General features: G+C 63.2%; 20 protein-coding genes, 3 tRNA genes and 3 rRNA genes. 9 read left to right on the forward strand and 17 right to left on the reverse strand.

Annotated elements, in window-relative coordinates; all coding sequences use genetic code 11:
• The first annotated feature begins 94 nt into the window (after nucleotides 1-94).
• The 4 genes from CP557_RS13570 to yciH all read left to right on the forward strand — a co-directional run bounded on the left by CP557_RS13570 (nucleotide 95) and on the right by yciH (nucleotide 4,901).
• On the forward strand, nucleotides 95-1,075 hold the full coding sequence (locus CP557_RS13570) for an AAA family ATPase (RefSeq protein WP_097380402.1): 981 nt from the start codon (nucleotides 95-97) through the stop codon (nucleotides 1,073-1,075).
• Nucleotides 1,072-2,145 (forward strand): DUF58 domain-containing protein, encoded by a 1,074-nt coding sequence (locus tag CP557_RS13575; RefSeq protein ID WP_097380403.1) that lies wholly within the window; start codon nucleotides 1,072-1,074, stop codon nucleotides 2,143-2,145. Before CP557_RS13570 ends, CP557_RS13575 begins: the two co-directional genes overlap by 4 nt.
• Nucleotides 2,142-4,457 carry a DUF3488 and transglutaminase-like domain-containing protein gene (locus CP557_RS13580; RefSeq protein ID WP_097380404.1) on the forward strand — a complete coding sequence of 772 codons (2,316 nt, stop codon included), beginning with the start codon at nucleotides 2,142-2,144 and terminating at the stop codon, nucleotides 4,455-4,457. Before CP557_RS13575 ends, CP557_RS13580 begins: the two co-directional genes overlap by 4 nt.
• A 150-nt stretch (nucleotides 4,458-4,607) precedes the next feature.
• A complete protein-coding gene (gene yciH, locus CP557_RS13585; protein WP_006183677.1) occupies nucleotides 4,608-4,901 on the forward strand; it encodes a stress response translation initiation inhibitor YciH in 294 nt (97 codons plus the stop codon).
• A gap of 183 nt (nucleotides 4,902-5,084) precedes the next feature.
• Here yciH and CP557_RS13590 read toward each other — a convergent pair whose 3' ends face one another.
• Nucleotides 5,085-5,450, reverse strand: coding sequence for a rhodanese-like domain-containing protein (locus tag CP557_RS13590; RefSeq protein ID WP_097380405.1), 366 nt, complete (start codon nucleotides 5,448-5,450; stop codon nucleotides 5,085-5,087).
• Between the two features lie 236 nt (nucleotides 5,451-5,686).
• On the opposite strand from CP557_RS13590, the gene CP557_RS13595 reads away from it, so the two are divergent.
• The gene (locus tag CP557_RS13595; protein WP_169924381.1) at nucleotides 5,687-5,929 is read left to right on the forward strand and encodes a PLDc N-terminal domain-containing protein; all 243 of its coding nucleotides are present in this window, start codon (nucleotides 5,687-5,689) and stop codon (nucleotides 5,927-5,929) included.
• Nucleotides 5,930-5,980: 51 nt separating this feature from the next.
• Here the strand turns inward: CP557_RS13595 and CP557_RS13600 are convergent, their stop codons facing one another.
• From CP557_RS13600 to CP557_RS13625, 6 genes are all read right to left on the reverse strand, one after another.
• Nucleotides 5,981-6,580 carry an NUDIX hydrolase gene (locus tag CP557_RS13600; protein ID WP_097380406.1) on the reverse strand — a complete coding sequence of 200 codons (600 nt, stop codon included), beginning with the start codon at nucleotides 6,578-6,580 and terminating at the stop codon, nucleotides 5,981-5,983.
• A gap of 259 nt (nucleotides 6,581-6,839) precedes the next feature.
• A complete protein-coding gene (locus CP557_RS13605; RefSeq protein WP_097380407.1) occupies nucleotides 6,840-7,271 on the reverse strand; it encodes a DUF5809 family protein in 432 nt (143 codons plus the stop codon).
• A 25-nt stretch (nucleotides 7,272-7,296) separates the two neighbouring features.
• Nucleotides 7,297-7,740: a DUF5810 domain-containing protein gene (locus CP557_RS13610; protein WP_097380408.1), complete on the reverse strand. Its 444-nt coding sequence runs from the start codon at nucleotides 7,738-7,740 to the stop codon at nucleotides 7,297-7,299.
• Nucleotides 7,741-7,783: 43 nt separating this feature from the next.
• A complete protein-coding gene (gene rimI, locus CP557_RS13615; RefSeq protein WP_097380409.1) occupies nucleotides 7,784-8,257 on the reverse strand; it encodes a ribosomal protein S18-alanine N-acetyltransferase in 474 nt (157 codons plus the stop codon).
• 179 nt (nucleotides 8,258-8,436) lie between these two features.
• Nucleotides 8,437-8,856: a DUF892 family protein gene (locus CP557_RS13620; protein ID WP_097380410.1), complete on the reverse strand. Its 420-nt coding sequence runs from the start codon at nucleotides 8,854-8,856 to the stop codon at nucleotides 8,437-8,439.
• Nucleotides 8,857-9,017: 161 nt separating this feature from the next.
• The gene (locus tag CP557_RS13625) at nucleotides 9,018-9,311 is read right to left on the reverse strand and encodes a DUF6360 family protein (RefSeq protein ID WP_097380411.1); all 294 of its coding nucleotides are present in this window, start codon (nucleotides 9,309-9,311) and stop codon (nucleotides 9,018-9,020) included.
• A 527-nt stretch (nucleotides 9,312-9,838) separates the two neighbouring features.
• On the opposite strand from CP557_RS13625, the gene CP557_RS22600 reads away from it, so the two are divergent.
• The 3 genes from CP557_RS22600 to CP557_RS13635 all read left to right on the forward strand — a co-directional run bounded on the left by CP557_RS22600 (nucleotide 9,839) and on the right by CP557_RS13635 (nucleotide 10,884).
• Nucleotides 9,839-9,979: a hypothetical protein gene (locus CP557_RS22600; protein ID WP_169924382.1), complete on the forward strand. Its 141-nt coding sequence runs from the start codon at nucleotides 9,839-9,841 to the stop codon at nucleotides 9,977-9,979.
• A gap of 56 nt (nucleotides 9,980-10,035) precedes the next feature.
• Entirely contained in the window at nucleotides 10,036-10,731 is a 696-nt protein-coding gene (locus tag CP557_RS13630) for a DUF7119 family protein (RefSeq protein ID WP_097380412.1), read from the forward strand.
• A gap of 79 nt (nucleotides 10,732-10,810) precedes the next feature.
• Nucleotides 10,811-10,884 (forward strand) — tRNA-Lys (locus CP557_RS13635).
• 419 nt (nucleotides 10,885-11,303) lie between these two features.
• Here CP557_RS13635 and CP557_RS13645 read toward each other — a convergent pair.
• The 7 genes from CP557_RS13645 to CP557_RS13675 all read right to left on the reverse strand — a co-directional run bounded on the left by CP557_RS13645 (nucleotide 11,304) and on the right by CP557_RS13675 (nucleotide 18,841).
• Nucleotides 11,304-11,379, reverse strand: a tRNA-Cys gene (locus CP557_RS13645).
• A gap of 130 nt (nucleotides 11,380-11,509) precedes the next feature.
• Nucleotides 11,510-11,631, reverse strand: a 5S ribosomal RNA gene (gene rrf, locus CP557_RS13650).
• A 129-nt stretch (nucleotides 11,632-11,760) separates the two neighbouring features.
• Nucleotides 11,761-14,681, reverse strand: a 23S ribosomal RNA gene (locus tag CP557_RS13655).
• A gap of 229 nt (nucleotides 14,682-14,910) precedes the next feature.
• Nucleotides 14,911-14,982, reverse strand: a tRNA-Ala gene (locus CP557_RS13660).
• A 138-nt stretch (nucleotides 14,983-15,120) separates the two neighbouring features.
• Nucleotides 15,121-16,594 (reverse strand): 16S ribosomal RNA (locus CP557_RS13665).
• Together the 16S, 23S and 5S rRNA genes with 2 tRNA genes alongside form the textbook arrangement of a ribosomal RNA operon.
• A 409-nt stretch (nucleotides 16,595-17,003) precedes the next feature.
• Nucleotides 17,004-17,297 (reverse strand): PadR family transcriptional regulator, encoded by a 294-nt coding sequence (locus CP557_RS13670; protein WP_097380414.1) that lies wholly within the window; start codon nucleotides 17,295-17,297, stop codon nucleotides 17,004-17,006.
• A 527-nt stretch (nucleotides 17,298-17,824) separates the two neighbouring features.
• Entirely contained in the window at nucleotides 17,825-18,841 is a 1,017-nt protein-coding gene (locus tag CP557_RS13675; RefSeq protein WP_097380415.1) for an NADP-dependent oxidoreductase, read from the reverse strand.
• 130 nt (nucleotides 18,842-18,971) lie between these two features.
• On the opposite strand from CP557_RS13675, the gene CP557_RS13680 reads away from it, so the two are divergent.
• Nucleotides 18,972-19,688 carry a carbonic anhydrase gene (locus CP557_RS13680; RefSeq protein ID WP_097380416.1) on the forward strand — a complete coding sequence of 239 codons (717 nt, stop codon included), beginning with the start codon at nucleotides 18,972-18,974 and terminating at the stop codon, nucleotides 19,686-19,688.
• A 14-nt stretch (nucleotides 19,689-19,702) separates the two neighbouring features.
• On the opposite strand, the gene CP557_RS13685 is transcribed toward CP557_RS13680, so the two are convergent.
• The 3 genes from CP557_RS13685 to CP557_RS13695 all read right to left on the reverse strand — a co-directional run bounded on the left by CP557_RS13685 (nucleotide 19,703) and on the right by CP557_RS13695 (nucleotide 24,421).
• The gene (locus tag CP557_RS13685) at nucleotides 19,703-22,168 is read right to left on the reverse strand and encodes a DUF2309 domain-containing protein (protein WP_097380417.1); all 2,466 of its coding nucleotides are present in this window, start codon (nucleotides 22,166-22,168) and stop codon (nucleotides 19,703-19,705) included.
• On the reverse strand, nucleotides 22,158-23,654 hold the full coding sequence (locus tag CP557_RS13690; protein WP_097380418.1) for a proton-conducting transporter transmembrane domain-containing protein: 1,497 nt from the start codon (nucleotides 23,652-23,654) through the stop codon (nucleotides 22,158-22,160). Before CP557_RS13690 ends, CP557_RS13685 begins: the two co-directional genes overlap by 11 nt.
• Nucleotides 23,655-23,959: 305 nt before the next feature.
• A complete protein-coding gene (locus tag CP557_RS13695; RefSeq protein WP_097380419.1) occupies nucleotides 23,960-24,421 on the reverse strand; it encodes an Lrp/AsnC family transcriptional regulator in 462 nt (153 codons plus the stop codon).
• Between the last annotated feature and the right edge of the window lie 63 nt (nucleotides 24,422-24,484).

Consider the following 24,484-nt stretch of genomic DNA (forward strand, 5'->3'; position numbering starts at 1 on the left):
CGAGTGACTCGTATGACACAAAACATATGTTCCGCAGAACCAGATGAGGATGTGGAGAACGGTTCGTCCGGTCCCCGCGGACAGCCTCGAGACTATGACTGATGCCAACCCGACAGCGGAAGCGAGTACAGAGCCGGCGGCCGACAGCGATCCCCTCCGAATCTCGACGATAAAGCGGTTGTGTGACGATATCGAGACGAACGTCTCTCGCGTGATCGTCGGCCACGACGACGTGATCGAACACGTGATCACCGCCGTCCTCGGACGCGGCCACGTCCTTCTCGACGACGTGCCCGGCGTCGGCAAAACGATGCTGGCACGCTCGATCGCCAAATCCGTCGACTGTACGTTCAGCCGCGTTCAGTTTACGCCCGACCTCCTCCCCTCCGACGTCACCGGCGTGAACGTCTTCAACCAGAAGAGCCGCGAGTTCGACTATCAACCCGGCCCCGTCTTCGGGAACATCGTGCTGGGCGACGAAATCAATCGTGCGCCGCCGAAGACACAGGCGGCGCTGCTCGAGGCCATGGAAGAAGAACAGGTCACCGTCGACGGCACGACGCGCGAACTCCCGACGCCGTTTACCGTAATCGCGACCCAGAACGCCGTCGAACCGAACCGGACCTACGACCTGCCCTTCGCCGAGGTCGATCGGTTCATGAAGAAGTTGCATCTGGGCTACCCCGACACCGACGAGGAAGCCGATCTCCTCGGCCGAACGGTCGGCGACCACCCCATCGAGTCCCTCGAGTCGGTGACCGATCGCGACACGCTCGTCGCCGCCCGCGAAACCGTGTCGACGGTTCAGGTCGCGGAGCCGGTCCGGACGTACGTGACGCGACTCGCGGCTTACACTCGCGAGAACGCACGCATCGGTGTGAGTCCCCGCGGGACGATATCGCTGCTCCGAGCGGCCCAGGCTCGCGCCGTCACGAACGGTCGGGACTACGTGATCCCGGACGACGTACAGGCCGAAGCGCCGGTCGTGATGAGCCACCGGATCAAGACGACCGGTCGCGACCGGGACGGCACCGCGGTCGTCGAGGACGCACTCGAGCACACCGCCGTCGAATGAGACTCACACGCCGCGGCTGGATCGTCGTCGCCGTCGTGCTCGGGGCCGTCGCGTTGAGCTGGCAGTTCGGTCCGCGGGCGCTCAACGCCGTCGTCGTTCCCCTCGTCGTCGTCCTCCTGGCCGGCCTGCTCACGATCGGCCGAGCCAACCGACCCCGAGTCACCCGCCAGCCCGTCCCCGAGGGATTCATCGGGGAACAGCGACGGGTCGAACTCACGATCGAAACCGATCGCCCCGTCGCCGCGACGGTCCGCGATACCGTCGGCGACGGGCTCGCTGCAGCCACGGACCCGGTCGCGAAAACGACCCTCGAGGGCGATGAGACATTTACGTACGACGTTCGACTCGAGGAACGGGGCGAACACCGAGTCGGCCCGCTGTCGATCACCGTCGAGGACGTCGTCGGACTCGTCGAACGGCGGTTCGAAGACGAGGCGACGACGCCCGTCCTCGTCTATCCGCGGGTCCGAGGACTGGGTCGCGGTCCGGCGGCCGATATCCAGCTGCTCGCGAGCGTCGCGGATCGCCACGTTCACGACGAGTTCGATCACCTCAGGGAGTACCGGCGCGGGGACCCGCTACGGGATATCCACTGGAAGAGTGCGGCAAAACGGCCCGACGACGACCTGGTCGTCACGGAGTATGCGGACGGCGAGGAGGCCGGGGCCGTCACGGTCGCCGCCGAATGTCTCACCGACCGCGACGGGGAGATGGCGTCGGCCGCCGCGACCGTTGCGACCGACCTCCTCGAGCGAGGTGCCACGGTCGGACTGGTTCTCCCCGACGGGAGACGGCCGCCGGGATCGGGCCGAGCACACCACCGCGAACTCCTGGGAGTACTGGCCGTCGCCGGGCCCGGGACGCTCGGGGAGCAGGCCCGACGGGACGCGGACGTGGTGGTCCGGACCGAGACCGACGGGACGACGGTCGTCATCGACGACCAGGAGATTCCATTCGACCGGCTCTGTGGTCGCGACCGGGCGGAGCGGACGGACAAGCCCAGCGAACGGAGCGGGAGCGGCGATCGAACCGACCACGACACCGGTGACTCCCCGGGGGTGACCGTATGAGTACGCAATCGTCCAGTCACGCCGGCGATCGAACGATCCCACTCGACGGGGATCGCCGGGTCGGCTCCGCCGCCCTCCGCCCCTTGGCACTGGGCTGTGTACTGGTTTTGACGGCCTCGTACGTGAGCGTCCTCTACGGGATAACGCAGGTCGTCGGCGGCAGTCGATCGCTGTTCGCGATCGTCGGATGCATGCTTCTCACGGCGACGCTGTTCGCACGGGTGATCCGTCCCTGGACCGCGGGCGCCCTCGCGATCGCGGCGGCCGGCTTCGGGTTCGCCTACTATCTCACCGCTGCCGGCGTCGAACTCGGCGTCGTCTTCACGGCCAGCGATGCCCTCATCTCCGATACCGTCGCGCTCGCGACCGGGCTGCCGGTGCTTCGAATGGTCCAGGCGGGGATCTGGACGCTGGGATTCGTGCCCGCCCCCGTGTTCCTCTCGTGGTATCTCGCCGTGCGGGGCCGGTACGCACTCAGCGTCGTTCCCGGCGGGATCGCGCTTGGCTTTCTCGTGTTGACCGGCGACGCCGGGACGCTCGTTACCTTGATCGGCACGCTCGCCGCCATCGGGACCATCGCCGTCGGCGAACTCGAGCGTCGTGGCGGTTCGATCGCGCAAGCGGACTTGCTCGCGGTCCTGTTCGCAGTGATCGTCGCCCTCTCGCTGTCGGTGACGGTCGTCCCCGGTGAGCCGACGGGGCCGACACACCTCGTCCAGGGCGAAGACGGCTCGCTCGAGGCCACGATCGATTCCGCACCAGAGCGGTCGGGCATCTCCGGGCAGGTGGATCTCTCGCCGGAGGTGCGCTTTACCGTCGAATCCGATCAGCGGTCCTACTGGCGAACGGGCGTGTACGATCGCTTTACCGGCGACGAGTGGATCCGGACCGGCCAGAGCAGTCGGTACGACGGCCGACTCGCGAACCCCCCCGGGAACTACGAGACGGTGCAACAGACGGTCACTGCCGAAACGGAACTGGGTATCATGCCGGTCGCACCACAACCCCTCTCCCTCGGTGGCGACGTGACACAGCGAACGACCGTCTCCAGACACGACCAGCCACGACCCGAAACCCCCCTCCAGGAGGGCGATCGGTACACCGTCGAAAGCGCAGTCGTCGATTCGAGCCCGACCGCACTCCGAAACGCAGGGACGGACTACCCCGAGAAAGTCACCGAATACTACCTCCAGACGCCGGAAGGCACCTCGAGCGAGTTCCGGGAACGCACCGCGGAGATCACGGCCGACGCCGAGAACCCATACGAGAAAGCCATCGATATCGAGCGACACCTCCGTTCCTCGAAGGACTACTCGCTGGAGGTCTCCCAGCCCGCTGGCAACGTCGCCGACGGATTCCTGCTGGAGATGGACGAAGGCTACTGCGTCTACTTCGCGACGACGATGACACAGATGCTCCGGGAGGAGGGGGTTCCCGCCCGCTACGTCACCGGCTACACGAGCGGCCAACAAGTCGACGACGACGAGTACGTCGTTCGCGGGCTCGACGCCCACTCCTGGGTCGAGGTCTACTTCCCCGACCACGGCTGGGTCCGGTTCGACCCGACGCCCGGGGGCTCACGCAGCGAGGTCCACACCGAGCGTCTCGAGGAAGCCCGTGCGAACGGAAACGAGGACGCGGATACCGACGAGAGCGAGGACGTCCCGATCGGCGACGAAGACCAGAACGACCCCCTCGAACCGCCGACATCCGATCCAAACGGCCCGAACGACCCAGCCGACGATCCGGACAACGGAACGGAGCCGGCCGACGATCCGAACAACGGAACGGAGCCGGCCGACGATCCGAACAACGAATCGAACCCGTCGGATTCCGGTGACCGAACCGACGGAAGCACGGCCGACGACGACAGGTCACTGAGCGAATTCCTCCTCACGGTTACCCGCGAGACGGCCGTACTCGGACTCGTCGTTCTCGTCGGCCTCGCCGCCGGCGCGCGCCGGACCGACGCGACGACCCGCCTCCGTCGCGAGGTCGGCGTCTACTGGCACGGGTCCCGGGCAGATCCGGATCGAGACGCCGAACGCGCCTTCGACCGCCTCGAGCGACTCCTCGGACGCCAGTACCGCCCCCGCCGTCGCGGGGAATCGGCGCGGGCATACCTGCAGGCACTGTCGCAGGCAGCCCGGACGGACGGGGACCGACTCGATCCGCGGGCCCAGCAGGTCCTCGAGTACCACGAACGAGCGACCTACGGCGGCGGGGTTAGCCGGGCCGAAGCCGACGAAGCGATCGCGATCGTCGACGACCTCGCTCGGAAGCGACTCCCGGGTATCGGTCGCCTCCGATAACCCGACCGAGACGAGTCCGGCGACCCGCAGTTCACGCCGTTCGGCGGCGGCCAGCCACCGACAGAACTCCTCGGGCACTGAAAAAGAACCACGCGAAGGCATGCGGGTCCCGATAGTGTTTAATATGCCCGTTTCATAGCAACGAACGTAATGTCGGAAGTCTGCTCGACGTGCGGGCTGCCCCAAGAACTCTGCGTCTGCGAAGACGTGGCCAAGGGCCAACAGCAACTCAACATCCGCATTGACGAGCGCAGATACGGGAAAGAGGTAACGATCGTCGAAGGATTCGACCCGAAGGACGTCGATCTGGACAGTCTCTCGTCGGATCTCAAGTCAAAATTCGCCTGTGGCGGGACCGTCGAGGACGACCAGATCGAACTCCAGGGGAACCACACCGGCCGCATCGAGGAGTTCCTTCGGGACCGCGGCTTCAACGTCGCCTAATGCCCGCAATGCTCTGAGACGACTTCCGAACCCACGACCGCGCCGCCGCTCTCGAATCGTTTTTTATTTCGCATATCGACCAGTCGCGACCCTCCCGGAGAGTCGCGGTCGCTCGTCTCACAGGTAGTCGCTCACCTCGCAAAGAGCTGGCTCGAAACGACGGCGCGATCTCCGGTCGGGGCGTCAGAACGGGGATTCGCGTCCGGCCGGTTCGTCCTCGTCTTCCGGCTCGCGGACGAGCCCGAACTTCATCCCGTACTTGTCGAGACCACCCGCCATGCTCTCGACGCGTGCGTCGGCAGTCCCCTCGTAGGATCCGATGAGCTGTGCAGCCTGCACGCTCGCCTTCCCGTGGGGACAGACGGTGACGATGTGGTCGTCGTCCTCGAGTTCCTCGACGCGCTCCGTAAGTTCGTGGAAGGGGATGTTCTCGCTGCCGGGAATGTGACTGTGTTCGAAATTCCGCTCGTCTCGGATGTCGACGATGCGAACGTCGGCATCCGCCTCGAGAAGCTCCTTGACCTCGTCGGTGGAGATTTCGCCGTCCATTACCGTGACAGTGGGTATCGACGTGAATAAGAACACGGGTTTGCTCCCCTACTGGAACCGCTGGCAGTTCGGTTACGGCCCGTCGGCTATCGATCCGATACGTGGCGGTGGTCCACGCCTGCACTGGGGGTCGGATCCGGCGGTGTGAGGCGATTCGACTCTGCAATCGACGGGTGGACGGTACTAGAACAAAAAACATATACAGGAGTTGTCGTATCTCACACGTACTGGTCCCAATGAGTGTACTCGTTCCGATGCAAGGCGGTGGCGGTGCGATCGTTCTGTTCGCACTCGTGTTGTTCGCCATCCAGATTGCGGCGCTGGTGTGGGTGTACACCGACGCCCAGACGAACAGCCCACACAGTGCAGCGCTCTGGACGCTCGTCGTGTTCTTCGGCGGACTCCTCGGCCTCTTGCTCTACGTCCTCCTCGGTCGTGGACGGACCGGTGGGCGGCCCGGGCACGGCACCCAATTCTAGGGACGAACGCGGTCTCTGCCCCCGTGGAGGGACGCCGACAGCGGTCGCAGGTTAGAGTATTCCATCCGCTTGCGCCACCAACAACCCTCCCAGCGTCGCATCGTTCGACGGCTGTTCGCGAGCACGCTCGAGGGCATCGCTCACCGGCACCGTCGTCACCTCGAGGAACTCGTTGCTGTCGAGTTCCCGGTCGCCAGGCTCGAGCCCCTCGGCGTAGACGATCGCGCGATCGTGTCGTAAGACGCCGGTCGCGACGGCGTACTCCTGTAGCAGGGCCGTACTCGACGGCCGAAACCCGGTCTCCTCCTCGAGTTCTCGGGTGGCCGCTGTCGTGTAGGATTCCCCGTCCTCGACGATTCCCGCGGGCAATTCGAGATGGGTCTCGCGAATTGTCGGTCGATACTGTTCGACGAACAGAAGACGGTCTTCGGCCGTCCCGGTCCCAGCACCGCCGTCGTCACTCCACTCCGCGTCCGCGAGGACGCGTCCGTCGATCCGCGCAACCACGACGACGGCGGCGGGCAGGTCCGCCCAGTAATATCGCTTCTCGCTGCCGTCGGGTTGTCTGAGGAGATCGTAGCCGCCATCGTACCAGCCCGTCTCGTACTCCGTCCGCTCCTCGAGTAACTCCCAGTCGTCGGGTACGGTCATCGTGCGAGAGTGGGGGCCCGAGGGGATAATAGGTGATGGTCGCCCCATCATGGGATCGGTCACGAACGCACTGCTCGCCGGCAACCGGCTCAGTCACCCCGAGCCGCTCACGGATGGCTCCCCCGCGTCGTCCAGTCGTTCCCGCCGAAAGGGTCCGGGTCCGAAACGCTGGGATCCGATCGGCGTTCGAATTGTCACCAATAGTAGCCACTGCAAGTCACTGCACACCGACTCGCATGACCGCATTGCGAGTCGTGTATCACTCGTTGCAGTGGTTACTACGGACGAGGTCACGGTACAAGCGACCGAACGCCTGCCGCCGGAGCGTCGCCACCGCCGCCGCTTCCTCGTTCTGGAACGTCGCCGCGACGGCCTCGCCGTCCGGCCCCGCGTGCCAGACGACGTGGTCGACGCCCTCGTGGCCGACCGTCGTCACCTCGCCGTCGTAGGAGTTGCGCCAGCCTTCGAACTCCTCGCGGTTTCCGACGCGAACCTCGAGCAGGCTCGCGAAGAGGGCATCCCGGGCGGTTTCGACGACCTCGCTCGTGACACGGTCGTCGTACTCCTCGCGGTCGAACGCCATGGCCTTCGTGACCTCCCGGACGACCGTCTGGGCCGCGGGGCCGACCGACTCGTACTGTGCTCGTGCGTCCGCAGCCGATTCGAACGTAAACGTCCCCACCGTGTGCATACCCGGACAGTCGGTCGACGGGCAGTTACGCGTTTTCGTTCCCGGCGGGGGCGTCCGGATCGTCAGCGTCCGATTCCGCTCCGTCGGCTCCGTCACTCGAGGCCTGCATTTCGCGAGTCAGTTCTGCGGCCTCCCGTAGTACGGTCTCGGTTTCAGTCGTCATCGATCCGCGGCCGGGTTGGCGGCTCTGGCGGGCGAGTCCCTCCTCGAGCGATTCGGGCTGACCGGGCTCGTGGCCGTGATCGTGGCTGTGACTCTCCCCTTCGAATTCGGGGGTGTCGATCTCCGTCGCGTGTGGGCTGACGATCTCGCCGAGTTCCTCGGGGGTACACTCGCCCCAGTCGGGGGCGTGTTCCGCGAGCCACTCGCGGTGCTCCTCGCGACCGAGTGACGCAGTTATCGCGAGGTGGTTCGCGAGATGAACCGCGTCAGCCTCTTCGACAGCACAGACCGGACAGGCGTATCCCATAGCTTGACGTACGGTCGCGAACGAAAAAACGTCCCGCAACTCGCTATCCTAGCTTGCGAATCATGACGATCGCATCCTCGCCGTCGCCGTAGTACTCGGGAACCCGACGGAGGGGATCGAAGCCGAACTTCCCATAGAGCCGTTTCGCCCCGTCGTTCGAGCGCCGTACCTCGAGTTTGACCGTCCCGACACCGTGGGCTGCAAGCACGCCGAGCGATCGAGACAGAAGTCGCGACCCGACGCCGTTCCCGCGGTGGTCGGGATGGACGGCGATGTCTTTGACGTGACCCAGCGCACGGCCGATCTGTTGGGTCACGTCGGCGACGACGTAGCCGACGACCTCGCCGTCAGCCTCCGCGACGAGAAACCCCGGCTCGCCGAGGAACCGATCGAATGCATCGTGTGGCCAGGGCTGAGAAAACGAGGCGTTCTCGATACGAACGACCGCGAGGAGGTCCGCACGTTCCGCGGGTCGAATCGACATCCCCTCGCCGTCCTCCGGTACGGGCGTTGTCACACGAGACAGTTACGCGTCGAACAGTAAAAGCCGTACGCGTCCCGGCAGCCTCGAACCCGGAACCGATTACCGGCCTCGAGCCGGCTCGAAACGGACGGTCGAACGGACCTATTCCTCCTCGGGTCGTTCCTCGGTCCCCTCCTCGCCGTCCACGGCATCGCTGCCGTCGGCGAGATCTATCACTCCGCCGGGATCGCCGCCATCTCGAACCCTTCAGTCAGCTCCTTGAGCTCGTCAAGGGCAGCCTGTTCCTCCCGAAGGTTTTCCTCGAGGAGATCGGCTGCCTCGTCCATACCGAGTTGGTCCGCGAGCGGAATCAGGTTCCCGTAGGCAGCGATCTCGTAATGTTCGGTCTTTTCGGCGGCCGCCATATTCTGATAGTCCATCACCTCCTGGGCGGGATCCATCGACGTGAACTCCTCGTACTCCTCGAGTAATCCTTCGATACCCTCACACTCCTCTTTCTCGGGCGGCTCTCCGAACGCGTCGAAGACTTCCTCGAGACGGTCGATCTGAGCCTGGGTCTCCTCACGGTGCTCCGCGTGATAGATGTCTTCGAGACCGTGCTCGAACAGGTCCTGAATCGTGTCCATACTCATGGTATACCCAGTACGGCGTTCAGCCGTCGGGTGAAAAAGTCGGCAGCCTGCGACGGCAGGTGCCGGCGGACGAATCGTGACCCTTCGATAACGCTAGTAATCACTGAAACGATTTCCACGCAGATCGAAACGCTGTCGTACGGTCAGGTGTGCAGCGACTGTCAGTGGCTACTATCGCCCCCAGCGTCCTCGACACGGTCGGCATGCGTTTCGAGATCAGCAGCCACCGCACGAGCCTGCGCCGGGGTCAATTCGAGTTCGACCATATGCTTTGGGAGATGCGCCTCCGAGAGATTGTCGAACTCGAACTGGAGACGAACGCCGTCCGGATTCTCGCGGTCAGCGGCCGCGTTCACGACGGCGACCGACTCCCACTCGAAGCTCTCGCCGATCGCCGTTCCCTCGACGTAGTCCAGCGTCGTCTGCGCGTTGATCGTCATCAATCGATCGGACATGTCAGTTCGATCCTCGCGCCCCGGTCACTTATACTGGCGGCCGTCACGAATCGTCGAAACCGGACTCCGATCGAACCGCCTTCGACTCCCGCTCGAGCGTACCCGGATACACCCAGTCGTATCATATATTTACTCTCAACTCCGAAAATCACTGACCCGAGTGCCACACGTATCGGCCTATTTTGCCACAACTCGATCGCCTTCGAACGACCGCTTCCTCGAACGGTACGCCGAACCCACGATTTGACAACGGACGGTCCCCGACCGCAACTCGCCCTCGATCGCTCTGTGTCGTGCGATGATCGCCTCCCCATCGGTTCGGACGGACGGATCCGTTCATTCCACGCAGCACGATTCCGGAGCGATCGGTTACCTAACGGACGACTCGAACGGCCCTCACTCGTCATCCGGACGTGTCAAGAGAAAAATCCGTCAGAGATAGCGGCATAATCATCCCATAAGACCGAGCAGGGGTATCGCTTGCGGCCGAAGCGATACTTATGATGGCGGGATTCTAACGGCTATCTATGAGTGATGCAGCCGAATGCAAACCAGAGCCGGTCGAGCAGGAAACCGAGGAGCGTGACGACGCCCACCTCGACGATATCGAGGAAGGGGCCGGCTGTACGGAAATCTGGGAGCACCTCGCCGAGCAGCGCGAGGAGTAACACGTGCGTTTCGCCACGGCAACGACCTTTTGACAACGAACCCCGTACCGAGAGACATGACTGACAACCGGCCCGGTGATCGTTCGCCCCGCCGTGGCGAGACCGGCCGCTCGATCCCGACAGACCGCGAATCCCCCGTCGGTGCACCAGTTATCCGGGGCGACGAATCGGTCGCCGGGACCCGCGCTCGAGAAGCCGTCCAATTCGATCCCGATAACCCGGAGAGCCTCGCGGACGCCGCCGAAACCGTCCGCCAGTTCGCTGCCGGGAACACCAACGACGACCACCTGTACATGCTCCGCGGCGCAGCTGCCTGTGCCGCCCTCGTGCGCGGCGAAGGGTCCTACAAAGCTGCCGCCGAACGCGCCGGCGGTGACGCCACCGTCTCGTTTATCCGCAAGTGGGCCCGCGTCCACGATCTTCCCCGATCGGTCCGGAAACAGGTCGCCCTCGGTCGGATCGCTCCGACCGCCGCCAAACACATCGCCCGTGTGGGCGGTGAAGCGCGTCTCCTCCTCGCATGGGCCATCCTCGACGGCGACCTCACCGTCCGCGACGTCCGCAGCGCCGCCAGCGCCATCAACGACGGAACCCCCATCGATCAGGCCCTCGCAGAACACGATGTCGTCCTTGGCCGACTCGAGATCACCCTCTCACCGACTACCTACCGTGATCTCCGCCGACGTGCCTCCATCGACGGAATCGCTCCCGGCGAACTCGTCACCGACGCACTCGAGCAGTACTTCGAGTAAGACTGTCTCGAACTGATACCCTATCCCGGCAGCGGAGAAAGAAACGTTTAACCGCGACTCCCCGAAAAGGGAAAGTACGGGGCCGGTAGCTCAGTCTGGCAGAGCGTCTGGCTTTTAACCAGACGGTCGCGTGTTCAAATCGCGCCCGGCCCGCTTTCTGACGGCGAACGAATTCGTGAGCCGTCAGTAACGGATCCGAAGTGATTTGAAGCGCAGGGAGAACGCAGTCTCGTGAGCGAAGCGTACGAGGAAGCGATCGACCGTGTGTTCAAATCGCGCCCGGCCCGCCTCTGCGAGGAACAATTCGTGACGAGCGTAGTGATTGAGACGGTTGGCCGTAGTCCAGAAATGACGTGACGCGGGGAACGTGTAAGCGTACGTGTTCTGCTCCCTCCGCTCGTCATCACTATGAACGAACTTCCGATTTGTATTCTCGGTGCCGACGCTATCGGAGAGACGATTGGTGGACGGATCGAGGACTAGTTCGTTACGAGTTTGAAAGCTATTATCCAGGGAAATCACGACCGAAGCAACGACTGGACGGTAGTACTCTGGAAGGGAGAACCGAGTGAAGCCAAGGGCCGGATTTGAACCGGCGGTGGGCGGCTCTGCAGGCCGCTGCGTTCGGCCGGACTCTGCCACCTTGGCGCGTTTTATCGTTGTTACTGCGTTCGTTTAAGCATAGCGGTACGGCACAATCGTTGGAAGAGGATATACTGCCAGTATACGCAGAAAACCCCACACAGCCGGTGCTGTGTGGGGTTGAATGTAGTATGAGTGGTGGCGGCGAAACGAGTTTCCCAGAGGGTCGCCCACTCCAGTACTCACCGTAACGCAGGCGAGCTTATCTTCCGTGTTCGGGATGGGTACGGGAGGTACCTCGCCGCTGTGGCCGCCGTAATGCCGATCAACGGAATCGAACCGTCGTCATTCCAATATCGGTCGGTGTGTCTAAGACCGTAGTATACGTGTAGTCCAGTTTGCGTCCGGACCCGTTCTCGCGTCACGGATCCAATGCGATGTAGTATGAATGTGTGGCTTGATCAGTTAGTGCTCGCGGGCTCAACACCTCGTTGCCTTGGTGCGTACACCCCGAGTCTATCGAACTCGTCTTCTACGAGTGATCTCAGTGGTATCTCTTTTTCAGGTGGGTTTCGAGCTTAGATGCGTTCAGCTCTTACCCCGTGGTGCGTCGCTGCCCAGCACGTGCCCTTCCGGACAGCTGGTACACGAGTGGCACCCAATCGTAGTTCCTCTCGTACTATACGATCGTTCCCGTCAGATACCGTAACACCCCCAATAGATAGCAGCCGACCTGTCTCACGACGGTCTAAACCCAGCTCACGACCTCCTTTAATAGGCGAACAACCTCACCCTTGCCCGCTTCTGCACGGGCAGGATGGAGGGAACCGACATCGAGGTAGCAAGCCACCCGGTCGATATGTGCTCTTGCGGGTGACGACTCTGTTATCCCTAAGGTAGCTTTTCTGTCAGCAATTGGCCGCATCAAGCAGCCTAATTGGTTCGCTAGACCACGCTTTCGCGTCAGCGTCCGTCGTTGTGCCGGACACTGTCAGACTTCCATATGCTCTTGCGCTCTTTTCCGCGTCTCCGACGCGGATGAGGAAATCTTGGGGCGCGCCCGATATCTTTTCAGGCGCGTACCGCCCCAGTCAAACTGCCCGGCTACCAGTGTCCTCCGCCAGGAGTGAGAGTCGCAGTCACCATCGGGTAGTATTTCAATGCTGGCTCGGTGGCCCGCTAGCGCGGGTACCTGTGTAATGCCTCCTACCTATGCTGCACAATGGCGACCACGTCTCAGTGACAGCCTGCAGTAAAGCTCTATAGGGTCTTCGCTTCCCCTTGGGGGTCTCCAGACTCCGCACTGGAACGTACAGTTCACCGGGCCCAACGTTGGGACAGTGGCGCTCTCGTTGATCCATTCATGCAAGCCGCTACTGAAGCGGCAAGGTACTACGCTACCTTAAGAGGGTCATAGTTACCCCCGCCGTTAACAGGTCCTTCGTCCCCTTGTACGGGGTGTTCAGATACCTGCACTGGGCAGGATTCAGTGACCGTACGAGTCCTTGCGGATTTGCGGTCACCTATGTTGTTACTAGACAGTCGGAGCGCCCGAGTCACTGCGACCTGCCTCTTCGCGAGGCAGGCATCCCTTATTGCGAACGTACGGGACTAACTTGCCGAATTCCCTAACGTCGGTTGATCCCGACAGACCTTGGCTTTCGCCGCCATGAGTACCTGTGTCGGATCTCGGTACGGACAGTGTGCTCGCTTTTTCACGGGCTCTGGGTAGACCTGACTTGCGCGATCCTGCCATTCGAACGCTTCGTGCCATTACGGCTTCCACGCTCTTCGACAGTTCGACCGGGCGAAAGCCCGGCTCAGGCGGCCCCAAAGCGTCAGCTTTGAGTGCACACTGGCATAGGAATATTAACCTATTTCCCTGTTGTCTGCTTCGACTTACGGGCAGACTTAGGACCGGCTAACCCTCAGCTGATCAGCATTGCTGAGGAACCCTTACTCGTTCGGCCGTCGGGGTTCTAACCCGACTAACGCTGCTACTATGACCAGGATTTTCGTTACTGAACGGTCCACACGAGTTCTCACCCGTGCTTCCACCCGAACAGAACGCCAACCTACAAGATTGCGGTGTGAGCCGCACTGCTAGGTCTCGGTGGTAGACTTGAGCCCCGATCATTTTGGGCGCCTCAAACCTCGGCCGGTAAGCTGTTACGCTTTTCTTAGAGGGTAGCTGCTTCTAAGCTCACCTCCCGGCTGTCTAGGGCTTGAGACCACCTTCGATCGCACTTAGTCTACACTTGGGGACCTTAACCCAGCTCTGGGTTGTCTCCCTCACGGTACACAGGCTTACCCCGTGCACCGGACTCCCTGCGTCAAACGACGTTCGTAGGTTCGGAGTTGGACAGGGGGGCGCACTCCTCTCGGAGTGCGGTCCCCCAATCCGTCGCTCTACCCCACGAACTATCTCGGCAGAGGTCATGCTTCGACATGTTTCGGTTGGAACCAGCTGTTTCCGGACTCGATGGGCCTTTCACCCCTACACAAAGGTCACGAGAGGGTATTGTAGGACACCAACTCTAACAGACTTCCACGTGCCTTTCGGCACGCTTCATCTTGCCCTTGCGTAGATCGTCCGGTTTCGGGTCGTGCCCGTTTGACTCCCCGCGCTTGAACACGGCGGCCCTCGCACAAAGTGCTGCGGCCATGTCGGTTTCCCTACGCCTTCCTCGATAATCGAGTTAGACTCGTCAAACAGGCACACTCCCTGGTTCGTTTTTCAAAACGTACGACAGAACACCGGCTTCCCAAACTTCCTACTGAAGGCTCGCGCCTCGTTCGTTTTGTCCGGGACCTTGTGTGCCCTGTCGCTCCATCGCCAACTGATTTCACGCCCTATTGCACCTCCCTTCGTGGGGTGCTTTTCAGCGTTCGCTCACGCTACTTGTTCGCTATCGGTCTTGAGGAGTGTTTAGTCTTCGCGGTCGATGCCCGCGATATTCACGAGGGATATCCAACCCCCGATACTCTGGAACTGACTCGTTCCGTACTACTCGACGATACGGGACTGTCACCCTGTTTCGTGCTCTATTCCAAGAGACTTCGCGTCGCAGTTCGGGAAGTGATCGTCAGTCCGAACACCACATTGCCCGTAAGGGCTTCGGTTTGGACTGTGTCGCGTTTATTCGCCATTACTAACGACATCGCGTTTGCTTTCTTTTCCTGTCGATACTAAGATGTTTCAATTCTCGACGTTCCCCATTGCGCGAAGCAATTGCGGTGGGGATTCCCATTCGGAGATCCTGAGTTCTTCGCCTCCGTGCGGCTCCCTCAGGCTTATCGCAGCTTGGCACGTCCTTCATCAGCTCTCAAGCCGAGCGATCCACCAGCTGGCACAGTAGCCACGTTCATCGGATCGGCAGTCGTAACCAGAAGTTACGACCACGTAGTGACCCGGGAACGGGTCCAGTGGACGCCTGGACTACACGTACACACGGTCTCATCTGCATGCCGTAGACGCGGCATGCATTAACCCTTCCCACCCGCGTTTACACGGGGTGGTGCATCGGTTCGTTGTTCGGATTAGATCGAAGTCGTTTGCCCCACTTAAGGGGCACGATTCGATCGGCCTCCGAGACATGGACCCACAGGGATTCGAACCCTGGGCATCCTCCTTGCAAAGGAGGCACTCTACCACTGAGCTATGGGCCCACTCCCGTCGCGCCGTCAGGCGCGACAGGAATGTAAAGCGTTAACCTTGGTAGTTCAAAGGTGCCCGATCGGCCAGACGCTGGTCGATCGAACGCGGACTGCAAAGGTGGGCTGGGGCGACGCCCCAGTCCCGGTCTGTGGAGGTGATCCAGCCGCAGATTCCCCTACGGCTACCTTGTTACGACTTAAGCCCCCTTGCGGAGCCCAGATTCGACCGACGTTCCGTCGGCCTCATCCGGACCCCACTCGGGTGCTTTGACGGGCGGTGTGTGCAAGGAGCAGGGACGTATTCACCGCGCCCTTCTGAGGCGCGATTACTACCGAATCCAGCTTCATGAGGGCGAGTTTCAGCCCTCAATCCGAACTACGACCAAGTTTCGGAGATTAGCGTCCCCTTTCGGGGTTGCATCCCACTGTCTTGGCCATTGTAGCCCGCGTGTCGCCCAGCACATTCGGGGCATACTGACCTACCGTTGCCCATTCCTTCCTCCAGTTTGGCACTGGCAGTCTCCCTAATGTACCCAACCACCACGAGGGTGTTGCTGGCAATTAGGGACGTGGGTCTCGCTCGTTGCCTGACTTAACAGGACGCCTCACGGTACGAGCTGACGGCGGCCATGCACCTCCTCTCAATGGCTCCAGTAAGATCATCAATCTGACCTTCACTGCACATTGTCGATGCTGGTGAGATGTCCGGCGTTGAGTCCAATTAAACCGCAGGCTCCTCCGGTTGTAGTGCTCCCCCGCCAATTCCTTTAAGTTTCATCCTTGCGGACGTACTTCCCAGGCGGTCTGCTTCACGGCTTCCCTACGGCACAACACAGGCTCGTAGCCTGTGTCACACCTAGCAGACATCGTTTACAGCTCGGACTACCCGGGTATCTAATCCGGTTCGTGACCCGAGCTTTCGTCCCTCACCGTCGGATCCGTCTTTCCAGAGCGCTTTCGCCACCGGTGGTCCGTCCAGGATTACGGGATTTCACTCCTACCCCGGACGTACCCTCTGGATCTTCCGGTCCCAAGCCACACAGTTTTCACCGGACGCCTGCGCGTTAAGCGCGCAGATTTCCCGACGAACTTGCGTGGCCAGCTACGGACGCTTTAGGCCCAATAATAGCGGTCATCACTCGTGCTGCCGGTATTACCGCGGCGGCTGGCACCGGTCTTGCCCAGCACTTATTCTGCGACCACCTTACGGTCGCAAAAAGCGAGGACTATATGCCCTCGCACTCGGAGTCCCCTTATCGCACTCGCGTGCAGTGTAAAGGTTTCGCGCCTGCTGCGCCCCGTAGGGCCCGGTATCTTGTCTCAGATACCGTCTCCGGGCTCTTGCTCTCACAACCCGTACCGATTATGGGCACGGTGGGCCGTTACCCCACCGTCTACCTAATCGGCCGCAGCCACATCCTATAGCGCCTGAACGTTTCCGGTTCACGCCACTCCAGGCGTCGAACCGTATTGGCTATTAGCCTCAGTTTCCCGAGGTTATCGCCATCTATAGGGTAGTTTGGCCACGTGTTACTGAGCTATCTGCTACGAGTCTAAACTCGTGCAACTAGCATGGCTAAATCGGACTCCAATAGCAATGACCTCCGGCAGGATCAACCGGAATGCTATATTACTCCCCGTGAGGGGAGGGTCTGTTGGCGGTGAATGTTAGTACACACTCACACATAATGGGTCCACGTTCGATGACACAACGATCGCCGACCGATCGGGCGTCACCGAACTACCAAGGCTAACATCAGATCCCATCTGTACGGCGGACCGCAGGGGTGGAATCCTCATCTCTTGCGGATGTAATCGTACGCCGTCCGGGGTACATAACCCCTTCGGGTTCGATCCATCCGGGATGACGGAACGAGTTGAACGTCCCGTCGATCACGTCTTCTTCGGATATATCTGTAATCGCTGACCACTACTTAAGGGCTACGAACCGACGATCCAAAGAGAGGGAATACCACACGAGACCACGAGCGGAGATGCTCGAGCAGATCGATCGGGGCACGGGTATTAGACGCTTACTTCAGGTCTGAAAGGCGATCGCCAACGTACTGGTTTTCCCACTCTCGCCGGGCGTCGAGTTCACGCCGGCCACGAGCCGTGATCGTGTAGTAATTCGTCCGTTGGTCGAGTTCCCCTTTCTCGACGAGGCCCTTGTCGACGATCTCGTCGAGGTTCGGATAGAGTCGGCCGTGATGGATCTCTTTCTCGTAGTACTCTTCGAGTTCCGCCTTGATCGCGAGTCCGTGTGGGTCGTCCTGCCCGGCGATGACGTACAGCAGATCACGCTGGAAGCCAGTGAGATCGTACATATCAGTGCTTCGGGCCACCATAATATAAACATTCCGAGGACAGATGGAAAAAAGGGTGCGATACAGAGAACTCGTATCTGATACGCGGGCGAACGACCGCCGGCTGCCCGCTCATTGAAAGCGCTGAGAGTCACGTTCCAAGGAAGATATCGATCGACGTGTTCGGTCGCCCTTTGGGCAACCCGATTGGAGAGATATTTATCGACAACGATGGATCCCGAGAAATCGACGCGATTCCGTGTCGGTGGCCCAGGTGGGGTGCTTTTGAGATAGTGGCCAGCTGGTCGTCTCGATGGGACGGTAAGGGGAATGGGTATCGTAACTAACCTGGACTCGAGGCACCGACACTCGTGTCGCGGGCGATACGCGTGGGCCAGACCGGTTAGAGGGTCTAGCCGTTCGGGAAACGGACGGCAAGGAGAGGCTTTGCGAATCCGTTGGATTCGGTAACGAGAGTCCGATTCGGGTCTACGTGATGGGACCGAAGCCGGCGACAGCGCCAGCCACAGCCGAAACGGGAATCGGAGTTAGCGGTCGTACTCGGCGACCTGAACCAGTTGCTTCCCGATGTTGTCGCCCTCGAACAGGCCGAGGAACGCGTCGGGTGCGTTCTCGAAGCCCGCAACGACGTTTTCGCGGTACTGCACGTCGCCGTTCTGGACGAACGTCGAGAGCCGCTCGAGGGCCTCGCCCCACCGGGGCTGGTAGTCGCTGACGAGGAGCCCTTCGACCGTCGCGCGGGACTCGATGAGTTTGGCGAGCTTCCGCGGGCCGGTCGGAACGTCGGTTGCGTTGTAGAGCGCGATCTGGCCACAGACCGCGACGCGGGCGTCGACGTTCAGCCGGGGCCAGACGGCGTCGGTGATCGGGCCGCCGACGTTGTCGAAGTAAACGTCGACGCCGTCGGAACAGGCCTCGTCGATCGCAGCCGAGAGGTCGTCGGTCTCCTTGTAGTTGATCGCGGCGTCGAAGCCGAGATCGTCGGTGAGCCAGTCGATCTTCGCCTCGCTTCCGGCGGTACCGACAACTCGCGCACCCGCGAGGCGGGCGAGTTGGCCGACGACGGAGCCGACCGCGCCCGCGGCGGCGGAGACGACCACCGTGTCGCCGGGTTTCGGATCACCGACGTCGTTCAGCCCCCAGTAGGCCGTGACGCCGGGCATTCCGAGGACGCCCAGCGCGGTCGAGATCGGTCCGTGGTCGGGGTTGACTCGCTGGAGTTCGTTCGCGTCCGCAACGGCGTGCTCCGCCCAGAGGAGGTCGCCAGTGACGATATCGCCCTCGGCGAACCGGCCGCTGTTGGACTCGAGGACTTCGCCGACGACGCTGGCTTTCATCGGGTCGCCGACGTCCCAGGGTTCGGCGTACGATTCCGCGTCTCGCATGCGCCCGCGCATGTACGGATCGACTGATTGATACAGCGTCTCGACCAGTACCTCGCCGTTGTCCGGTTCGGGCCGGTCGACGGTGACGAGTTCGAAGTTGTCGTGAGTCGGTTCGCCGACGGGTCGACTTGCAAGTTGCCACTGTCTGGTTTCTTCCATACCCACTTATCGAGACGGTCATAGGTGAATATTTGGCTCGCGGAACCTCGCGGCGTCGGCGCGATAGCCGTCTTCCCACGACGGGACACTGGGCTCGAACCTTTTTCATCACCGTTCGTGTAGGTCGAGTATGGGAACCGACGACACCCTCGAGCGGTTACTCGCCGGCAACCGACGCCACGTCGAGTCGTTGCCGGACGATTACTTTGCGGACGTCCAGACGGGCCAGCACCCGCCCGTCGTCGCGGTCTGTTGTTCGGACTCGCGGGTCTCTCACGAGGGAATGTGGGGCATCGATCGCCCGGGAGCGGTCTTCACGCCCAGCAACATCGGGAATCAGGTCTGGGACGACGACGGCGGCGACCGGATCGTCGACGGCGGGGTCCTCTACCCGATTCACCACACCGGGACCGATACCGTCGCCGTCGTCGGCCACACCGGCTGCGGAGCCGTCACCGCCGCCTACCGGGTCGCGACCGGCGAGGACCCGCCCGGACCGCGCGGCGTCGACAAGTGGGTCGACATGCTCGTCCCCGTCGTCGAGGAGGCCCTCGAGAGCGGCCGGATCGACCGCGAGGGTGACGACGAGGCCGTCATCAACCGGCTCGTCGAGTACAACGTCGACCATCAGGCCCGCTCGCTGTGTGCCGCCGACGAGGTCCCGGACCGGGTCGACGTCTACGGCTTCGTCTACGACTTCCAAGGCGTCTACGGCGACCGGCCCGGCCGCACCTACCTCGTCACCGTTGACGGCGAGACCGATCCCGACGTCCTCGCCGATCGAGTACCGGACGGCTACGAGTCGACGGTGCGGAGTCTGCTGTACGACAACGGGGCGGACGACTGAGTACGGACCGGAACTCAGTCGTCGGCCGGCGATTGCACGAGCGGGGTCGTCTCGGCCGGCGTCTCGCCCGTCGTCGCTTCCTCGCGGTGGCTCGCCCACTCGAGGTCGCCCGCGTAGTGGAACGACTCGTTGTCCTGTTCGGGATCGACGACTGTTAGATCGCCGATCCACCCGTTGTTGAGCAGTTCCCTGACGTCCTCGTGGTCGCGGAGGATCTCGGTCACGCGCTCGAGGGGCGCGTGGATCACCGCGGTCAGACGCAGCGGCTGGTGGAACGGGCGTTCGTCGTCGAGTTTGAGCGACTGTAGCGGCAGGCCGGTCAGCAGATCGCCGCCGTTGCCCTGGACGACCCCGACGTTGCCCACCGGGTTCTGGGTGATTTTCGAGCCGCTCCCGTAGACGCCGTTGTCGACCGTCGCGAAGTAGTACTGGTTGTTGATCCACTGCGTGACCACGAGCGGGCCCGTCACGATCGCCTCGAGTGCGTCGCCGTCGGGATCGACGGACCAGTCGTAGGAGTGGAGGAACGCGCGGCCATCGAGGTCCCGGTCGGCGGTCAGTTCGCGCGGTCCGATGACGAACGAGGCGTTGCCGGCCAGCCCCCACTCGGGGCGGGTCTCGGCCCAGTCGGCCGCCTTGCGCTCGACCTCGTCGACTGCGGCCTCGTCGTCGGCCGATGCGGTGCGCTCGGCGGCGGCCCCGGTGCGGGCGCGAGCGAGGTCCGCGCGCAGGGACTCGAGGTCCTCGCGGTGGCTCTCGGGTACGTCGTCGTCGAAGAGGGTGATCTCGTCGGTCGTCGTGTTGTGTTCGCCCGCAAGGAAGACGGTATCCTCGGGGATGTCGATCCCGCGTTCGCGGAGCGTGGCCCTGATATCGTCGTCGTTACAGATCGCCGCGAGGACGCGGGCGTTGGGCCCGCCGGGGTTGCCGGCGCAGGCCCCGCAGTCGAGGCTCGAGCCGAAGGGGTTGTTCGTCGTCTCGCTGGCGTGGCCCGCGAAGACGACCAGCCGGGCGAACTCGGTCCAGCCCATGAGTTCGAAGGCGTTCTGGGCGTATTCGACTTTCTCCTCGTGGCTCATTCCCTGCGGGAGGTCGTGGTCGGCGTGGTCGTGATCGTCGTACGCGTCGTAGTCGACAGCGGGTGCGGCGGCCTCGTGGCGGCTCGGAACGCGGTCGGCGATGGCGGATTCGAGCGTGGCGATCGTCGACGGCGACAGCGTCCGGGCTGCCATCGCCGACCCGTAGGCGCTGCCGGCCCCCTCGACGAAGGTAAAGGCGGCGACGAGGTTGGATTTGAGCGTCTTGAAGTGTTTGCGGGCGGCCGTGGCGAGCCCGGTCCAGCGGTCGCGGGCGGCGGCCGACTCGGCGTCGGCGGGTCGGTCGACGATCCGGTGTTCGGGCTCGACGATCGGCGGGCAGGCGTCGGTGTCGGCCGCGGCCTCGTAGCCGCGGTGGCGCATCGGCACGCCGAAAAAGCCCGCGTAGCCGTGGGTCTCGTAGGGACCCCGCGCCTCGATGTGACGGCGGATCACTTCCGAACGGGTGTCGATACAGAACACCAGCTGCGCCGCCGGACGACCGCCGTCCCCGGCGGTTGCGGGATCGGTCACGGCGTCGTCAATCCCGTCGAGGAGCCGCTCGCGGTAGCTCTTCTCCCAGGCGGTCAGCCAGATCTCGGGCAGCGGGACCTCGTCGACATCGTCACCGTCGGTCCCGTCGCCGGCGTCGAGTTCGATCGGCGCGTCGAGCAGGTCCGTGATCGTCAGCCGCACCGCGAGGTACTGGACCAGCGTGATCGGGTACTGCTCCTGCCACGGATCGACGGCGTCGTCGGTCCGCTGCGTGACGAACCCGCTCCAGCCCGGCAGCGCCGCGAGGTGGGCCTCGAGGAGCTCGACCCAGCGCCCTTCGGGGTAGTCGCCGAGCACCGACTCGAGCGCCTCGATGGCCGTCTCGGGCAGGTCGTCGGCGTCGGCGGGGCCGGGCACGTCACCGTCGTGTGGGGCCACCGCGCGCCAGGCCTGATAGAACCCCGCCTCGCGGTTGGGCATCGGCCACTTGGCCTGCCCCTCGTCGAGGAAGGCCGCGAGCCACTTCGAGAGGACCCGATCGACGGTCTCGATCGCGTCGTCGGGGTCGGAGTCGGCGGCCGCGCGTTCCGCTTCGGCCGCGGTCAGCTCCTCGAGGAGCGTCTCGGGATCGCGGTCGATCCCGTGAGCCGCGAGTTCCGCCCGGAGCGTCTCGGAGTCGATCCGACCCGACTCCCAGGCGCGGCGGAAGACCGACGGGTGGGGGTAGCCCCGGCCGCCGAACAGCTCCTCGGCCTCCGCGACTGCCCGGTGGAACGGCTCGTCCTCGAACCCCGAGAGGGGGTTGGCCGTGACGAACGAGTGCAGCGGCCAGACCGAGCCGATGCGCTCGGCCGCGCGGTCGATGCTCGCTTCGATGCGACGGGCGTCGTCGGATTCCTTACGCGTCATTGTATTCCTCCGTGCTGGTGAGGACGGTCGACGGATCGGGTTGGGAGACGTTCAGCAGGGCGACGTAGAGGCGTTCGCTGGAGCGATACCAGCCCAGTTCCGCGACGAGATACGCCCCGACGAAGAGGGCGACGACGAGGTAGTGGACGGCGGTCATCTCGGTCGAGACGTGGGTCATCGGGACCCCGGATAGCATCGACGAGACGGCGTTGAACATCACGGCGTAGCCGCCGATGGCCGTCAGGACGACGAGCGGGACGCTGACGAACCTGACCGACGTCGGCAGGGTCGAGCGCCGGAGGATGTCGCGGGCCGCGGTCAGCGTCGTCAGGACCACGACCAGCGTCAGGACGGTACCGCTGTTCAGCGTCAGGCTCGTCGCCTTCCCGGTGAGGACGCCAAAGAGCGCGCCGCCGCCGACGGCCGTCACGAGGCTGACGGCGACCCCGGAGAAGCCGAGTTCGGTGTGGCCGGCGTCTTTGGGAGCCGCGCGTTCGACGCCCGCACCCGACGAGAGGAAGAGATACGCCTTGTAGAAGCCATGCAGGATGAGGTGGGCGATGGCCGCGGCGAAGAAGCCGAGCCCGCACTGGAGTATCATAAAGCCCATCTGGGCGATCGTCGAGCTGCCGAGCTTGCGCTTGACGTCCGTCTGGACGAGGATCATCGCCTGGCCGAGCAGGGCGCTGACCGCGCCGACGAGGACGATCGCCGACATGATCACGAGTTCGTCGCCGACCAGCGGCGCGAACCTGGTCAGCAGGACCCCGCCCGCGTTGACGAATCCGGCGTGCATCAGGGCCGACGCCGGCGTCGGCGCGGTCATCGACGACAGCAGCCAGCCGTGGAACGGCACGAGCGCCGACTGGATGATCGCCGCGAGGACGACGCCCGCGGCCGCGACGAGCCCGACCGTCCGCGAGACGCCCTCGAGTCCCTCGAGAACGCCGGTGAGCGTCGTCGCGCCGGTCGCCCAGACCAGCAGCGCCACGGAGCCGGCGAGCAGGGCGCTGCTGGCGAGGAAGTAGCGGCGGGCGACCCGACCGGCGGCCCGGGCCTGTGGCCAATCGCGAACGTGGCCGATGAGGCCGGCCAGCAGCAGCCCCATCGCCAGCCACGCGGCCACGAACAGCGCGACGTGGTTCGCCGCGGTCATCGTCATGACGGCGAGGGTAAAGCCGAACACGCGGCCGAAGAACCGCTCGATGTCGCGGTCGCCGGCCATGTAGCGCCGCGAGTAGCTGTGGACGATCCCGCTGAAGAACGTGACCACGACCCACATGACTGCGGTCAGCCCGTCGATCCGCAGGAGCGTCGAAAACTCCCAGCCGGCTCCTCCTCGAACCGTCAACGCGAGAACCCCGAGGCTGGCCAGAAAGAGCGTCCAGACCGTCCAGGTCGACGCTCGCGGCACGGCCGAACTCGGTGGCGTCGGTTCGGGGCGCTGTGCGACATCGTCGTCGATCGTTGCTGTGTCCTCGGTCATGTATCGTAGTCGACCAGCACGGGAGCGGGTCCCGTCGCGACGTATCGTTCGCGGCAACACTTGCTTAACTGGTCGTCTCTACTCCAGATGTGAACAGAGTGGTTATTATAGCCTTCGGTACGAACAAATTGTTCGTTACCCGCCGGCACGGAACGCGACGAGCGTTCGTAAACGACTGCTCGAGCGCCGAGCGGGCGGCTTTCGGGTAAAATCACATCACGGAGTCGCCGCCGGCTGTCGGTATGAGGACCGCGAGCCCGGACTTGCCGAGCCGTTCGTCGGGACCGGCCCCCTCGACGGACTGGTTAGGAAGAGAACTCGTCGAACGAGGTCGATCGGTGGCTGCGAACGAGTACTTCGTCGGTGATCGTCAGTCCCATGTCCGCGATCCGTTGTGCGATCGGTGTGATCTCCCTGTCGTTCTCGACGACCACGGTCACGAGGAGGTTCTGCTCGCCCGTGATCAGTTCCTGAACCGAGACGACGCCCGATATCTCGAGCAGGTCGTCGATGTACTCCCCCCGCTCCGGGATCGGTGCCGTACAGAACAACAGCATCCGGATCGGGTAGCCGGACTTCGTGTAATCGATGTTCGCGCTGTATCCCTTGATGACGCCCTCCGACTCCAGTCGCTGAATGCGCTTGCGGACCGTACTCGAGGAGGCGTCGGTCCGGTCGGCGATCTCGCTGGAGGAGAGGTTTCGCGCCTCCTCCTGTAACGCGTAGAGGATCTCCCGGTCGACCGCGTCCAGCTCGTACTCCGCCATGCGCGTTCGTTGCCGCGGCGGCTATAAGGTACTTCGGCTCCCAAGGCTCCGAATACTTATACT

The sequence above is a fragment of the Natrinema ejinorense genome (assembly GCF_002494345.1).
GTDB lineage: Archaea > Halobacteriota > Halobacteria > Halobacteriales > Natrialbaceae > Natrinema > Natrinema longum.